We start from the raw sequence: 14,483 nt of genomic DNA on the forward strand, positions 1-14,483 counted from the left end.
GAGAGTTATGCAATATATTGATGAAAAGACAAATGAAGTAAGAGAGGGTCTTTACGCTGTTTTACCTCTTCGTGATATTGTTGTCTTCCCACATATGATTGTTCCGCTTTTTGTGGGCCGGGAAAAATCAATTCGTGCTCTTGAAGAAACGATGGCGGTTGATAAGCAGATACTGTTGGTTACGCAAAAAGATGCTTCTGATGATGATCCAAAATCAGAAGATATATACGATATTGGTACGTTCGCTAATATTCTTCAACTTTTAAAGCTTCCTGATGGAACTGTAAAGGTTTTGGTTGAGGGGACTGCACGTGCAAAAATTAGCCAATTTGTTACGAATGAAGATTATCATCAGGCATATGCGACTGTCACAGAAGAGCTTAGAGAGAATAATGTTGAGATTGAAGCTCTTTCAAGGTCGGTGATTGCTTATTTTGAAAATTATGTAAAACTTAATAAAAAAATTTCTCCTGAAGTTGTCAATGCTATTGGCCAGATTGATAATCCTTCTAAGCTTGCTGATACTATTGCTTCCCATTTGATGATTAAACTTTCAGAAAAGCAGGAGATATTAGAGCTATTACCTATCCGTGATCGCCTTGGGCGTGTTCTTTCTTTTATGGAAGGAGAAATTTCTGTTTTGCAGGTTGAGAAGCGTATTCGTTCGCATGTTAAACGGCAAATGGAAAAAAACCAACGAGAATATTATCTCAATGAGCAGATGAAAGCTATTCAGAAAGAGTTGGGAGCGGGTGATGATAGCCGCGATGAGCTCTCTGAATTAGAAGAGCGTATCAAGAAGACGAAGCTTTCCAAAGAGGCAAATGAAAAAGCTGGGGCAGAATTGAGAAAATTACGGAATATGTCTCCTATGTCTGCAGAGGCGACGGTTGTCCGTAATTATCTTGATTGGTTATTAGCAATGCCTTGGGGGAAAAAGTCGAAGATCAAAAACAATTTAAATTTTGCTGAAAAAATCATGAATAATGAGCATTTTGGTCTTGAAAAAGTCAAGGAGCGAATTGTTGAATATTTAGCAGTACAAAGTCGAGCTTCAAAAATAAAAGGTCCTATTATTTGTTTGCTAGGTCCTCCAGGTGTAGGGAAAACATCACTTGCTCGCTCTATTGCAAAAGCGACGGGGCGTGAATATGTTCGTATCTCGTTAGGAGGCGTGCGAGATGAAGCAGAAATTCGTGGACATCGCCGAACATATATTGGCTCTATGCCTGGGAAAATTATTCAGTCTATGAAAAAAGCCAAAAAATCTAATCCGCTTTTCTTACTTGATGAAATTGATAAAATGGGGCAAGATTTTCGCGGAGATCCTTCATCAGCTTTATTAGAAGTACTCGACCCCGAACAAAATGGTACATTTATTGATCATTATTTGGAGGTTGAATATGATCTTTCTGATGTTATGTTTATTACAACTGCGAATACCCTTAATATTCCAGGGCCATTAATGGATCGAATGGAAATTATTCGTATTGCTGGTTACACTGAATGTGAAAAGATGGAAATTGTTAAGCGACATCTTTTGCCAAAGGCATTGAGAGATCATTGTTTATCTAAAAAAGAATTCAGTGTTTCTGATGGCGCGATAAAGTCGATTATTCAATTTTACACACGTGAAGCAGGAGTTCGTAACCTTGAACGTGAATTAATGAAAGTAGCACGTAAATCAATTACAAAAATTCTTAAGACGCATCAAAAATCTGTAAAGATTACGGAAGATAATATTAACGATTTCCTAGGTGTTAAACGCTACCACTATAACCAGATTGAAGGAGAAAATCAGATTGGTGTTGTGACAGGCCTTGCGTGGACAGAGGTTGGTGGAGAATTATTGACCATTGAAGGGGTTATGATGTCGGGTAAAGGCAAGATGACCGTAACCGGAAATTTGCGCGATATTATGAAAGAATCAATTTCGGCAGCAGCGTCTTATGTACGTTTTCGCGCTGTTGATTTTGGTATTGAACCTCCACTTTTTGATAAACGCGATATCCATGTTCATGTTCCAGAAGGTGCTACGCCAAAAGATGGTCCATCAGCAGGGATTGCCATGGTAACAGCAATTGTTTCAGTGCTAACAGGGATAGCAGTACATAAAGATGTAGCAATGACTGGTGAAATTACTTTGCGTGGGCGTGTTTTACCGATTGGTGGATTGAAAGAAAAACTACTGGCAGCTCTTCGAGGAGGTATAAAAAAAGTACTTATTCCTGAAGAAAATGCAAAAGATTTGATCGATATTCCCGATGATGTCAAAAATAATATGGAAATTATTCCAGTGAATCATGTGAGTGAGGTTCTTAAGCATGCTTTGGTTCACTTTCCTGAACCTATTGAATGGACAGAACCTCCCACAGTTCCTGTGCCTATGAGAACAGAGAGCGATAGTGAAGGAATGCAGATTGCACACTGATTCATTAGTCTTATTTGTGACTGCATTTTTAAAGCAGCAGAAGGCATTTTCGTGGTTGTTTTTTATTTATTTTTTAAAAAAAGTAAAAAATTCCGTGAATAACTGTGATTATTGCTAAAAAACAATGTTCTGGATGAAAATAAGACTTCTGTTTGTTGTACTTTTCAATAAACTGTCGATGACACGGTTAAGTTGTGTTATCCGGTAATATAGGGAAAGGAAATGTTCCATGAATAAAAGTGAATTGGTTAGCTCTGTTGCTGAAAAGGCAGGTGTTTCGAAAGCGCAAGCTGGTTCTGTTGTCGATGCTTTTATAGCTTCTGTAACAGAAGCCTTGGCTTCAGGGGGAGATGTTCGCCTTCCAGGTTTTGGTTCTTTTGAAGTTTCTCATCGTGCTGCTACGAAGGGGCGTAATCCTTCAACTGGGGCTGAAATTGATATTCCAGCGCGTTCTGTGCCCAAGTTTTCTGCAGGGAAAAGTTTAAAAGAAGCTGTTAATAAAAAATAATTTGGATTACATTAAAAAAACCCGATTTATTTATAAGCGGGTTTTTTTAGAAGTGTTCTGTAGGTATTTTCTGCATGGATTTTGGTAATGTGCGTTTGTTTTAAATTTTTTCAGTGCTTTTAAAGTTTTCGTAAAGTTTTGTGTGCACAAAGTGACCAAAAAGCCATTATTGCGAATAGTTTAATAAATATTCTATTCTTCCCGTTGCTGTGGTATGTCTCAATCATTACTTATTCTAACTGATTGAAATATGTGTGCTTTTTACAGTGGTGAAAGCTTTTATGTATAGTAAAAAAGCTCTTTTAAGATTCCTACCCTGTTTAATAAATAATGAAACAAAGAGTGGTTTTTATTCGTTGCAGTAGTTAATATCGTAAAGGGGCTTTAGGGTAATTTTTGCACAAGAGGTATTATGATCTCTTGAATAGACTGAAGGCAAAGAATGTATTTATAAGGAGCTATTTTGTTCTCTATCTGCTAACCACTGAATACAATCATTCAGAGCTCTAGCAGTTATAACTTGTTTTTTTGCTAATTTTTTTTCTCTGCTTGGCAAGCGTTTTTCTGACTGATTGACAGAAGCGATAGGTGGAAAAAGTCCAAAATTGATGTTCATTGGTTGAAAAGATTGCCTTTCTGTTTCTTTAGCCACAATGTGTCCACCCGTAATATGGTTTAAAAGAGCTCCAAATGCTGTGGTTAATGGCGGTAAGCAAGGGCAATTATGGTTATATTCAGCAGCGGCAAAACGCCCAGCAAGAAGCCCAATTGCCGATGATTCGACATAACCTTCACATCCTGTGATTTGTCCTGCAAAACGCAGTCTTGGTCTTTGTTTTAAACGGAGAGTTTGATCAAGAATGACTGGTGAATTAAGATAAGTATTGCGGTGAAGTCCGCCAAGGCGGGCAAACTTTGCTTTTTCAAGACCTGGAATCATTCTAAAAATGCGAACTTGCTCACTATATTTCAGTTTTGTTTGAAAACCAACCATATTGTAAAGGGTTCCAAGTTTATTGTCTTGGCGTAATTGAACGATGGCGTAGGCTTTAATTGCGGGATTATGGGCATTGGTTAATCCCATAGGTTTCATGGGTCCATGCCTTAAGGTTTCAAGTCCGCGCTCAGCCATAATTTCGATTGGTAAACATCCATCAAAATAGGGTGTTTTTTCAAAGTCGCGGAACTCTATTTTTTCTGCACTTTTCAACGCTTGAACAAATACTTCATATTGTTCTTTATTAAGGGGACAATTAAGATAATCCTTTCCTGTTCCTTCAGGGCCAATTTTATCATAGCGAGATTGATACCAACAGATGTCCATATTAATACTATCAGTATAGATAATAGGTGCGATAGCATCAAAAAAAGAGAGCGCTTCTGTTCCAGTTATTGCTCGTATTTTTTCAGCGAGTGCTGGTGAGGTAAGAGGACCAGTTGCAATGATGATATTATGCCAATCCTCAGGAAGATCTTGAATCTCTTCACGTTTTATAGTTATAAGAGGATGGTTTTCAAGTGCTGCTGTAACGGTTTTGGAAAATCCATCGCGGTCAACGGCAAGAGCGCTTCCTGCTGGTACTTTGTTGGCATCTGCAGCCTTTATAATCAGCGATTTTGCCAATCGCATTTCGTTATGTAAAAGCCCTACAGCATTTATTGATGAATCATCGGAACGGAATGAATTTGAACAGACTAGCTCTGCAAGATTATCGGTTTTATGAGCATCAGATTTTTTTTGGGGTCGCATTTCATGCAAAATAACGGGGATCCCTGATTGAGCAATTTGCCAGCTTGCTTCACTACCTGCAAGACCGCCGCCAATGATATGAATTGGAGTATTGAATGTATTTAACATAGCCTACTTTTAACGGAAGCATCTCTGTATGAAAAGTGTAGATTTTGTTTTTGTGCTTTATTAAGAATGACGTGTATTTTTGTTTTTAGATATATTTGTTTGCTTTTTTTCTTTAATTAATGGTATAGAAACGCCGCTTATGTAAGGTTACTTGGCTTGTAAGTTTGAGCGGATGTGGCGAAATTGGTAGACGCACCAGATTTAGGTTCTGGCGGGAGACCGTGGGGGTTCGAGTCCCTCCATCCGCACCAAAGGGATTCTTTGAGCACTACGGACTTCTATGTGTCTGGAATTCCGCTTCATGGTAATTTAACACTCGAGTGTTAGAATGTGGTTGTTATCAGAGTGGGTTTATCCCTCTCCTCAGAGAAATGAAGGTTTTTTAAATGCAGGTTACCGAGACGCTTAATGAAGGACTGAAGCGCGAAATTAAGATCGTGGTTCCGGCGCGAGATTTAGAAGAAAAATTAAATGAACGGTTGGATGATACCAAGGGTAAAATCAAGCTTAATGGTTTCCGTCCTGGGAAGGTGCCAGCTGGGTACCTACGAAAAATGTACGGTAAATCTTTTATGGTAGAAATTATCAATGAGATTGTTAGTGATGCACCCCGTTCTGTTTTAGCGAACCGCAATGAGCGCTCGGCATTGCAGCCACAAATTGATGTAGATGAAGATGAAAAAGTTCTGGATAGTGAAGCCGATTTTGTTTTCAGTTTAAAGTATGAAGTTTTGCCAAAATTTGAAATTAAAGACTTTGGACATATTGAAATTACCCGCGAAATTGCAGCTATTCATGAACAAGAGATTGATGATCAAGTAAAGCGGGTTCTTTCTTCTACGCGTGATTATTCGCTAAAAGATGGTCCTTCTGAAGAAGGTGATCGTATTACAATAGATTATCTTGGTAAGCTTGAGGGGGTTCCATTTGAGGGTGGAGCAGATAATGATGCGCAATTGATTCTGGGGTCAAAACAATTTATTCCTGGTTTTGAGGAGCAATTAGTTGGTGTAAAAGCGGGTGATAAGAAAACGATTTCTGTTAAATTTCCTGATAATTACAATGCAGTACATTTGGCTGGTAAGGATGCAGAATTTGATGTCACTGTTAAAGTCGTCTCTAAGCCGAGCGAGCTAAAAATTGATGATGAAGCAGCGCAAAAAGTTGGTTTAGAATCTCTAGATCGCTTACGTGAAGTTGTTCGTGGGCAGATTGAAAGTCAATATGGCTCAATGACTCGTCAAAAAATTAAGCGTCAAATTCTTGATGCTTTAGATGCTGATTATAATTTTGAGATTCCTGAAGGACTTTTAGAAATTGAATTTAATAATATATGGGCTCAGGTTAATGATGATTTAAAAAAGGCTGGTCGCAGTTTCAAAGATGAAGGCGTTACAGAAGAGCAAGCACGGGAGGAATATCGTGTACTTGCACAGCGTCGTGTTCGTCTTGGTTTGGTACTTTCTGAGATTGGCATGAAGGTTGGTGTTAAAGTAAGTGAAGATGAACTAAAAGCAGCAGTTTTCGATCAGGTTCGCCAATATCCTGGACAAGAGAAAGAAATTATGGATTTTTTCCGTAATACTCCGGAAGCTGTTGCAAATTTACGTGCCCCAATTTTTGAAGAAAAAGTCATCGATTATTTGCTGACAAAGATAAAAGTCATAGATAAAGAAGTGACCGTTGAAGAGTTGATGAAAGAGTATGACGAAACAGATTTAACAGAAAAAAAGCCAGAGAAGAAAAAATCTGCAGTGAAGGAAAAAGCCGCAGAAAAAGTTCCGGCTAAGAAAAAGACACCTAAAAAAGGTTAATATTTACTCGAAAAGAACAAGCCCGGTGAAGTCGGGCTTTTTTATAAGATTTCTATTCTAGGCTTGCACTGAGAGTGGTTTTAGATTAGCCATCATGTGTATTTTAAAAATATTGATAGTGGATTGGCAATGAGCATCGTTGATACGCGCACTCCTGATTCTAAGCGTTTCATTTCTGGAGTTACAGGTGATTGGGAAGTTATCATTGGTATGGAGGTTCATGCGCAAATCATATCCAATTCAAAACTTTTTTCAGGAGCTTCGACAAAGTTTGGTGCTGAACCGAACAATCATGTGTCGCTTATTGATGCAGCGATGCCTGGTATGTTACCTGTTCTTAATCAGGAATGTGTCCGTCAAGCAGTTCGAACGGGTTTGGGATTGAGGGCGCAGATTAATCTGAAGTCTGTTTTTGATCGTAAAAATTATTTTTATCCGGATTTACCGCAAGGTTATCAAATTTCTCAATTTCGCTCTCCGATTGTAGGAGAGGGGAAGGTTATTATATCTGTTGGTCCAGATTCGAACGACCAGTTTGAGGATGTTGAAATTGGGATTGAGCGGTTGCATCTTGAACAAGATGCAGGAAAATCGATGCACGATCAGCATCCAACGATGTCTTTTGTTGACCTTAATCGTGCTGGCATTGCTCTTATGGAAATTGTTTCTAAACCGGATATGCGTTCAGCAGATGAAGCTAAAGCCTATATGACAAAATTACGTACGATTGTTCGTTATTTGGGTACCTGCGATGGTAATATGGATGAGGGGTCTATGCGGGCAGATGTTAACGTATCAGTTCGTCGCCCTGGTGAAAATTTTGGAACGCGTTGTGAGATTAAAAATGTAAATTCTATTCGCTTTATTGGTCAAGCGATTGAGTATGAAGCACGTCGTCAAATTGCAATTTTAGAAGATGGTGGTGTCATAGATCAAGAAACGCGACTTTTTGATGCTGCTAAAGGTGAGACGCGGTCTATGCGTTCAAAGGAAGAAGCGCATGACTATCGTTATTTTCCTGATCCCGATCTTTTGCCGTTGGAATTTGATCAAGCATTTGTTGATGCGTTAGCGGCTGAATTGCCTGAATTGCCTGACGATATAAAAATACGTTTCGTCAAGGATATGGGGTTGACGGTATATGATGCTTCCATTCTTGTGACAGAAAGAGCCATTGCTGATTATTTTGAAAAAGTAGCACACGGGCGTGATGCAAAAATCGTTGCCAATTGGGTAATTAATGATCTGTTGGGTGCTTTAAATAAAGATAATCGTGAGATTGAAGAGACACCAGTATCACCAGATCAACTGGGGAGCATTATTGATCTTATCAAAGAAGGAACAATTTCTGGGAAAATTGCTAAAGATCTGTTTGAGATTATTTGGAATGAAGGGGGGGATCCGCGTCAGATTGTGGAAGAACGCAATATGAAGCAAGTAACAGATACAAAGGCTATTGAGAGAGCTGTTGATGAAATTATTGCTAATAATTCTGATAAAGTTGCACAAGCAAAACAAAAACCTGCTTTGAGTGGTTGGTTTGTTGGTCAGGTCATGAAAATGACAGGTGGTAAGGCAAATCCTCAAATTGTTAATCAATTAATTAAGATAAAACTTGGGATAGATTGAGTTTTATGAGGTAGAGTAAAGTTCATGAATATGATATCTCTTAATTGAGGAATATAGCTGAATTTATCAAATGGTGACATGGTTCGATTTTGCTGATAAATTCTTGTTTTCAGTAATTGCAAGTATCATGATAATTTTATTCTAATGATTGGTTTCATGAACATACTGAAGAAATGGAATAAAAGATGGCTGGTTTTTTTAAGCAATTCTTTACGTGGTGGAATGGTAATACCATCAATACGCGCTTTTTTACTTGGCGTAAAGGCAAGCGTATAGGGGAAGATCAGTTTGGAAATATTTATTATGAGGGAGGCACTCATAAAGATGGTTATCCGCGTCGTTGGGTGATTTATAAAGGTTGTTCTGAAGCTTCTGCTATTCCTCCAGGTTGGCATGGTTGGATTCATCATCGCTGTGACAGTCCACCAACGCGGGAGAATTATAAACCGTATGAATGGGAAAAGCCTCACGTTGCCAATATGACAGGAACGAGCGATGCTTATCGTCCAAAAGGAGCTATTCCTTACAGTGGCGAGCGTCCTTGTGTGCATGAAGATTATGATGCGTGGTCGCCTAAAAAATAAGATGCTCTGGTGCGTGCGTTGTTTTTTATTTGCACTATTTTATAAATAGAATTTTTAGATATGATTGATTTAATGTGATGAGAATTTTTTTACTGTTGGGGTGGAAGCGTTTTTTTTGTCTTTGTTTCATAGAGGTTATAGTATTTTTGTCCTCAGTTGTTGAAGTACAAGCTGAGCGTGTGAGCAATGGAATTGCTGTTTTTGCTGGTCTTGATAAAATTACTGGACGGGTGATGCGTTTTGAAGTTTCTCTTGGTGAAGTTTATCAATATGGTGCTTTACAGGTATTGCCGCGCGCGTGTTATACGAGCTCCAAGGATGAACCGACGCGTACAACCGGTTTTATTGAAGTTAATGAGATTACATTAGATAAAAAGGTGCGGCGTATTTTTACAGGGTGGATGTTTGCAGATAGCCCTGGTTTGAATGCTGTAGAGCATCCTATTTATGACGTGTGGTTAAAAGATTGCAAACAAAATTCTCAAAGTCAGATTCTTCAATGATTTTTTATAAATGATGTATTGAAATCAAAATATTCTTTTTGTTTATTTTATAATTTTCCCCTAAGCAGCTAAAGATAGCTTTAAAACGAGATGGTTAGATGTGGAAAAAGGAGTGGTGATATTTTTATTTGCATATTTTAAAAGTACATTTGTTATTGCACATTTGTGATGGTTTTCGTAAAAGTGCTTAATATTAAATTGCTAAATTATAAAGTACCATCATTCTACAGAGAAGGTACAAATTAATTTATAGGGTTTCGTTTTTATAGTCTCTGATTCTGTTTTTTCCAACTGAAAAGCATATTAAACAGATGAATAATCAAAATTATATTCTCTCTACAATAGAAATCTAAATTAACTGAATCATTTTAATTTAGCTCTATCATGGTGTAGTAATTTTGTAGATGATATTCTAAACACTCATCTTTTAAAATATTTTGTATAAAACACAAGCGGTTTCATATAAAGATATTTGAAGTCTAGGAGCGCCAACCAAATGAAGTTATGTTAAAAACTTATTTATTATCAATAAGTTATATATTTATTTTTGCACAAAGAGCTACTAGTTCACCAAAGAGTATGAGATTTTATACGATGAAAGATGCCAATTACCACTATAATGACGTATCGTTTTCCCCAAAACAATCTCTACAACCATTATTGAATGTTCCATTTATTATAGTTGTTTTGATAGCGCTTTGTTTTGGTACTTATTTGATTCCTCAGTATTTTTTTTCTCCTCAATTCTCTATTGAAATTCTTGATCTTTTTTCATTTACACCTGTGTTATTTAAGGTTGAACCTTTAGCATTTTGTCATACGATGATTAGTTATTCATTTATGCATAGTAGTTTTAAACATGTTGCTATTAACATGGCTTGGCTTTTGATTTTTGGGTCTCCTTTAGTGAGACATATGGGTAATTTTCGCTTTTTTATGTTTTGGATATTAACAGCAATTATAGCTGTGTTAACTTATTTTGTATTTCACCAAAATAGTGCGATATCGCTTGTCGGTGCGTCAGGCGTAGTCTGTGGAATGGTGGGTGCTATTGCACGCTACGGTTTTCCTCGAAGTTATTTGACAGGTAGTACGCAAAATGAAAAACTTTTAGGCCCTTTATTGTCTATCAAAAAAGCACTGCGTTCGAGGGATGTACTTGTTTTCGTAAGTATATGGTTGAGTATTGATTTTATCATAGGAATTTCTTCTTTTTTCTTTAAAGAAGATGGTGTTTCAATTGCGTGGGAGGCTCATATTGGTGGTTTTTTCTCAGGTTTTTTATTGATTGGATTTTTTGATATTTCACGGAAAAAATTAAACACTATGATCTAAGATATTTATGAGCAGCATAAAGTGCTATTGTTGCTGCGTTTGAAACATTTAATGATTTAATATTTCCGGGCATATCAAGACGCGCTAATGCGTAAACGGTTTTACGTGTTTTTTTACGTAAACCTTTCCCTTCTGCTCCTAAAACAAGAGCAATTTTATTTCCTGTTAACGCAGTTTCTAGAGGATATTCACCTTCTGAATCGAGTCCAAAACTAATAAAACCTGCTTGATGAAGCTCTTGGAGTGCTTCGGCGAGGTTTCCTACAGTGATATAATTAATCAGCTCTAAAGCTCCGGATGCGGCTTTAGCAAGAACTCCACTTTCTTGGGGTGAGTGGCGACAAGTGGTGATAAGGGCTTCAGCTTTAAATGCAACTGCAGAGCGCATAATAGCGCCGACATTATGGGGATCGGTAATTTGATCCATTACGATGACAAGATCGGTATTCGTTAGTTCAGACAATTGGCATGGCTTAAGTGGGGCAGTTTCCACAACAACACCTTGATGAACTGCATCACTTCCAACGAGTGCATCGAGTTGTTTGGGGGAGCATAGTGTAATAGAACAAGGTAAATCTGATTCGGATATATTTAATCGTTTTAAGGCATTTGGTGTAACATAGAGACAACCAAAAATTCTTTTTGGGTTTTTTAAAGCAGCATGAACCGAATGGATACCATAAAGACGAATTTTTCCTTGTGGCAAAGGAATAGTTTCCTTTTTCAGATGTGAGGCAGATCGAGAAGGGAAGCCTTTTGTATCGCGGTATTGGCGACGTAGATGAGCATAATGAGAATTTTTTGATATTTTTTCTTTCATAGCTTCTTTATAGCGTGTAAATAGCAAAAATAGATAGAAAAAAGCTGTGATTTAAAATTATTAGCAGGAAATTTGTACAGAATCATATTTATCCTGTTGACAGATACAATAGTAATCGTCATAACCGCCTCGTGACCGGTTTGAATTGAATGGGTGATCAAATTTTGGTTGTCGTGATGCCTTGTTGCGCAACTTTGCCGATGTAATGGAGGGGTGCCCGAGTGGTTAAAGGGGGCGGACTGTAAATCCGTTGCGTATGCTACGTTGGTTCGAATCCAACCCCCTCCACCATTCATCGGAGGAGAGTTATTACATGATTGCGGGTATAGCTCAATGGTAGAGCAGCAGCCTTCCAAGCTGAATATGCGGGTTCGATTCCCGCTACCCGCTCCAAACAGTTGTTGTTGATTGGGCGAGTGAGTATGATGGAAAAGCTTGCCATCGTAGATTTGGTGGTTTTTTTCATCTAAGGGTTGTAGTGTTCGGACTGATGTGGCAGTCCAAATTTAGTTCAGTTCTGCAGGACTGTTTCTAGGTGCTAATAAAACAAGAGAACAAGACAAGAGATTGATAGCAATGGCAAAGAGCAAATTTGAACGTACGAAGCCGCATGTTAATATTGGTACGATTGGTCACGTTGACCATGGGAAGACGTCATTGACAGCAGCGATTACGAAGTATTTTGGTGAATTTAAAGCATATGACCAAATTGATGCTGCACCAGAAGAAAGAGCACGTGGGATTACGATTTCTACAGCACATGTTGAGTATGAAACAGAAAAAAGGCACTATGCACATGTTGATTGTCCCGGGCATGCGGATTATGTAAAAAATATGATTACGGGTGCAGCACAGATGGATGGTGCAATTTTGGTTGTTTCTGCGGCAGATGGTCCGATGCCTCAGACACGTGAACATATTCTGCTAGCGCGTCAGGTTGGTGTTCCGGCGATTGTAGTTTTTCTCAATAAGGTTGATCAGGTTGATGATGAGGAGCTTCTGGAGCTTGTTGAGCTTGAAGTACGTGAGTTGTTATCAAAATATGATTTCCCAGGAGATGATATACCGATAGTTAAAGGTTCAGCATTGGCAGCTCTTGAAGATAAGGACAAAGGCATTGGTGAAGATGCGGTTCGTCTTTTGATGAGTGAAGTTGATAATTATATCCCAACACCAGAGCGTCCTGTTGATCAGCCGTTTTTGATGCCGATAGAAGATGTTTTTTCGATATCTGGTCGTGGAACTGTTGTGACTGGTCGTGTTGAGCGTGGTATTATTAAAGTTGGTGAAGAGGTCGAGATTATTGGTATTCGTCCCACTTCTAAGACGACGGTTACAGGTGTTGAAATGTTCCGCAAGCTTTTGGATCAAGGTCAGGCGGGTGATAATATTGGTGCACTGCTTCGTGGCGTTGATCGTGAAGGAATTGAGCGTGGTCAAGTTTTGGCAAAGCCTGGTTCAGTTACTCCTCATACCCGATTTAAGGCGGAGGCTTACATTTTAACGAAAGATGAAGGTGGGCGTCATACTCCATTTTTCACGAATTATCGTCCACAGTTTTACTTCCGTACGACAGATGTGACGGGGATAGTAACGCTTCCAGAAGGAACAGAAATGGTAATGCCTGGTGATAATGTTGCTATGGATGTTTCTTTGATTGTTCCAATTGCCATGGAAGAAAAGCTTCGTTTTGCTATTCGTGAAGGTGGTCGTACTGTTGGTGCCGGTATCGTTTCTAAAATCATTGAATAAAGAGTGATTATTGAAAAACGTCTTTGTTATTAGGAGATATTTTAATATTAAGAATTAGGGGTATAGCTCAGTTGGTAGAGCGGCGGTCTCCAAAACCGCAGGTCGCGGGTTCAAGCCCTGCTGCCCCTGCCAGAGGGCAATAACATTTTAGCTGTGAGAAGGTGGTTTTTTAATTGCCTTCTTCGCTTTTTTTTGTGTAGGGCTTGTTTTTTTGTGCGTGAATCGGTATTGAGTAGAAAATGAGGAAGCCGCATAAGGCTGAAGATTGGCTTTTCGCGTTTTTGTCGTATTTATTTTATTGTATAAAACATAATTAAGGCTAGAAAGAATATAGTGTGATTGATGGCATCTAAAACCAATCCAATAACCTTTTTAAAACAGGTATATGCAGAAACAGTTAAGGTGAAATGGCCTACGCGTCGCGAGACGGTGATTTCGACTGTTATGGTTTTGTTGGTAACTGCATTGGCTTCGGCTTTCTTTTTTGTTGTGGATCAGGTTATGCATTTTGGTGTTTGGCGGGGTATTGATCTTCTAAAATATCTTTTTAGTTGAGAATGCAAGGAAGTGTGACTGTGGCTACTCGTTGGTATATTGTTCAAGCATATTCGAATTTTGAAAAAAAGGTAGCAGAAGCTATTGCCAAGGAGGCAAAACAAAAAGGACTTGATCATCTGTTTGAGAAGATTTTTGTTCCTACGGAGCGTGTTGTGGAAGTTCGTCGTGGGCGTAAAGTTGATACTGAGCGAAAATTTTTTCCTGGTTATGTCCTTGTTTGTGCTGAGTTAACAGATGATGTTTATCATCTCATTAAGAATACTCCTAAAGTGACGGGATTTTTAGGATCAGATGCGCGTCCCGTTCCCATTTCTGATCGAGAGGTTGAACAAATTCTGAAACAAGTTCAGGAGGGGGTTGAGTCTCCAAAATCTTCTATATTGTTTGAGGTTGGAGAGCAGGTTCGTGTTGCCGATGGGCCTTTTGTTTCGTTTAATGGAATCGTTCAAGAGGTTGAAGAAGAGCGTTCTCGTCTTAAGGTTGAAGTGTTAATTTTTGGGCGTCCTACGCCTGTTGAATTGGAGTTTGGTCAGGTTGAGAAACTCTGATGAGCTTAGAGTTTTTTCAACCACTTTAGGTAGCTGGTGGGAGGTGAGTTATAGCTTTTGTCGGCTTGATGATCCGGACCACTTAACTGCAGAGGGTAGCAGGCAAGACAACTTGTTGCATCCCAGTAAAATTGAAGGCAGAT

General features: G+C 38.6%; 12 protein-coding genes and 4 tRNA genes. 14 read left to right on the forward strand and 2 right to left on the reverse strand.

Annotated features, from left to right (window positions below):
• Positions 1 to 7: 7 nt before the first annotated feature.
• Positions 8 to 2,431 carry an endopeptidase La gene (gene lon, locus V4P57_RS02725; RefSeq protein ID WP_455466657.1) on the forward strand — a complete coding sequence of 808 codons (2,424 nt, stop codon included), beginning with the start codon at positions 8 to 10 and terminating at the stop codon, positions 2,429 to 2,431.
• A 229-nt stretch (positions 2,432 to 2,660) separates the two neighbouring features.
• Positions 2,661 to 2,939: an HU family DNA-binding protein gene (locus V4P57_RS02730; RefSeq protein WP_455466658.1), complete on the forward strand. Its 279-nt coding sequence runs from the start codon at positions 2,661 to 2,663 to the stop codon at positions 2,937 to 2,939.
• 448 nt (positions 2,940 to 3,387) lie between these two features.
• Here V4P57_RS02730 and trmFO read toward each other — a convergent pair whose 3' ends face one another.
• Positions 3,388 to 4,797 (reverse strand): methylenetetrahydrofolate--tRNA-(uracil(54)-C(5))-methyltransferase (FADH(2)-oxidizing) TrmFO, encoded by a 1,410-nt coding sequence (gene trmFO / locus V4P57_RS02735; RefSeq protein ID WP_455466659.1) that lies wholly within the window; start codon positions 4,795 to 4,797, stop codon positions 3,388 to 3,390.
• Positions 4,798 to 4,965: 168 nt separating this feature from the next.
• On the opposite strand from trmFO, the gene V4P57_RS02740 reads away from it, so the two are divergent.
• The 6 genes from V4P57_RS02740 to V4P57_RS02765 all read left to right on the forward strand — a co-directional run bounded on the left by V4P57_RS02740 (position 4,966) and on the right by V4P57_RS02765 (position 10,662).
• Positions 4,966 to 5,048: transfer RNA gene (locus V4P57_RS02740), tRNA-Leu, on the forward strand.
• Between the two features lie 135 nt (positions 5,049 to 5,183).
• The gene (gene tig, locus V4P57_RS02745) at positions 5,184 to 6,611 is read left to right on the forward strand and encodes a trigger factor (RefSeq protein WP_455466660.1); all 1,428 of its coding nucleotides are present in this window, start codon (positions 5,184 to 5,186) and stop codon (positions 6,609 to 6,611) included.
• Between the two features lie 129 nt (positions 6,612 to 6,740).
• Complete coding sequence (gene gatB / locus V4P57_RS02750; RefSeq protein ID WP_455466661.1) at positions 6,741 to 8,240, forward strand: Asp-tRNA(Asn)/Glu-tRNA(Gln) amidotransferase subunit GatB; 1,500 nt, start codon at positions 6,741 to 6,743, stop codon at positions 8,238 to 8,240.
• Between the two features lie 185 nt (positions 8,241 to 8,425).
• Positions 8,426 to 8,824 carry an NADH:ubiquinone oxidoreductase subunit NDUFA12 gene (locus tag V4P57_RS02755; RefSeq protein ID WP_455466662.1) on the forward strand — a complete coding sequence of 133 codons (399 nt, stop codon included), beginning with the start codon at positions 8,426 to 8,428 and terminating at the stop codon, positions 8,822 to 8,824.
• Between the two features lie 77 nt (positions 8,825 to 8,901).
• Positions 8,902 to 9,327: a DUF2155 domain-containing protein gene (locus V4P57_RS02760; protein ID WP_455466954.1), complete on the forward strand. Its 426-nt coding sequence runs from the start codon at positions 8,902 to 8,904 to the stop codon at positions 9,325 to 9,327.
• Positions 9,328 to 9,921: 594 nt separating this feature from the next.
• Positions 9,922 to 10,662 carry a rhomboid family intramembrane serine protease gene (locus tag V4P57_RS02765; protein WP_455466955.1) on the forward strand — a complete coding sequence of 247 codons (741 nt, stop codon included), beginning with the start codon at positions 9,922 to 9,924 and terminating at the stop codon, positions 10,660 to 10,662.
• Here the strand turns inward: V4P57_RS02765 and V4P57_RS02770 are convergent.
• Positions 10,652 to 11,482, reverse strand: coding sequence for a TrmH family RNA methyltransferase (locus V4P57_RS02770; protein WP_455466663.1), 831 nt, complete (start codon positions 11,480 to 11,482; stop codon positions 10,652 to 10,654). The genes V4P57_RS02765 and V4P57_RS02770 overlap by 11 nt on opposite strands.
• 207 nt (positions 11,483 to 11,689) lie before the next feature.
• Here V4P57_RS02770 and V4P57_RS02775 point away from each other — a divergent pair.
• The 6 genes from V4P57_RS02775 to nusG all read left to right on the forward strand — a co-directional run bounded on the left by V4P57_RS02775 (position 11,690) and on the right by nusG (position 14,340).
• Positions 11,690 to 11,773: transfer RNA gene (locus V4P57_RS02775), tRNA-Tyr, on the forward strand.
• Positions 11,774 to 11,801: 28 nt separating this feature from the next.
• Positions 11,802 to 11,875: transfer RNA gene (locus tag V4P57_RS02780), tRNA-Gly, on the forward strand.
• Between the two features lie 183 nt (positions 11,876 to 12,058).
• Positions 12,059 to 13,234, forward strand: a complete 1,176-nt coding sequence (gene tuf / locus V4P57_RS02785) for an elongation factor Tu (protein WP_455465563.1) — start codon at positions 12,059 to 12,061, stop codon at positions 13,232 to 13,234.
• 56 nt (positions 13,235 to 13,290) lie between these two features.
• Positions 13,291 to 13,366 (forward strand) — tRNA-Trp (locus tag V4P57_RS02790).
• 210 nt (positions 13,367 to 13,576) lie between these two features.
• Entirely contained in the window at positions 13,577 to 13,789 is a 213-nt protein-coding gene (gene secE, locus V4P57_RS02795) for a preprotein translocase subunit SecE (protein WP_455466664.1), read from the forward strand.
• Positions 13,790 to 13,809: 20 nt separating this feature from the next.
• On the forward strand, positions 13,810 to 14,340 hold the full coding sequence (gene nusG, locus V4P57_RS02800) for a transcription termination/antitermination protein NusG (protein WP_455466665.1): 531 nt from the start codon (positions 13,810 to 13,812) through the stop codon (positions 14,338 to 14,340).
• Positions 14,341 to 14,483 lie beyond the last annotated feature (143 nt).

This window comes from Bartonella sp. B39 (assembly GCF_053795145.1).

Excerpts from the sequence above, each read along its gene's own strand:
- V4P57_RS02755 (WP_455466662.1), top strand. The coding sequence starts at position 8,426 with ATGGCTGGTTTTTTTAAGCAATTCTTTACGTGGTGGAATGGTAATACC.
- lon (WP_455466657.1), top strand. The coding sequence starts at position 8 with ATGCAATATATTGATGAAAAGACAAATGAAGTAAGAGAGGGTCTTTAC.
- tig (WP_455466660.1), top strand. The coding sequence starts at position 5,184 with ATGCAGGTTACCGAGACGCTTAATGAAGGACTGAAGCGCGAAATTAAG.
- V4P57_RS02770 (WP_455466663.1), bottom strand. The coding sequence starts at position 11,482 with ATGAAAGAAAAAATATCAAAAAATTCTCATTATGCTCATCTACGTCGC.
- V4P57_RS02760 (WP_455466954.1), top strand. The coding sequence starts at position 8,902 with ATGAGAATTTTTTTACTGTTGGGGTGGAAGCGTTTTTTTTGTCTTTGT.
- trmFO (WP_455466659.1), bottom strand. The coding sequence starts at position 4,797 with ATGTTAAATACATTCAATACTCCAATTCATATCATTGGCGGCGGTCTT.
- V4P57_RS02765 (WP_455466955.1), top strand. The coding sequence starts at position 9,922 with ATGAAAGATGCCAATTACCACTATAATGACGTATCGTTTTCCCCAAAA.
- tuf (WP_455465563.1), top strand. The coding sequence starts at position 12,059 with ATGGCAAAGAGCAAATTTGAACGTACGAAGCCGCATGTTAATATTGGT.
- gatB (WP_455466661.1), top strand. The coding sequence starts at position 6,741 with ATGAGCATCGTTGATACGCGCACTCCTGATTCTAAGCGTTTCATTTCT.
- secE (WP_455466664.1), top strand. The coding sequence starts at position 13,577 with ATGGCATCTAAAACCAATCCAATAACCTTTTTAAAACAGGTATATGCA.
- V4P57_RS02730 (WP_455466658.1), top strand. The coding sequence starts at position 2,661 with ATGAATAAAAGTGAATTGGTTAGCTCTGTTGCTGAAAAGGCAGGTGTT.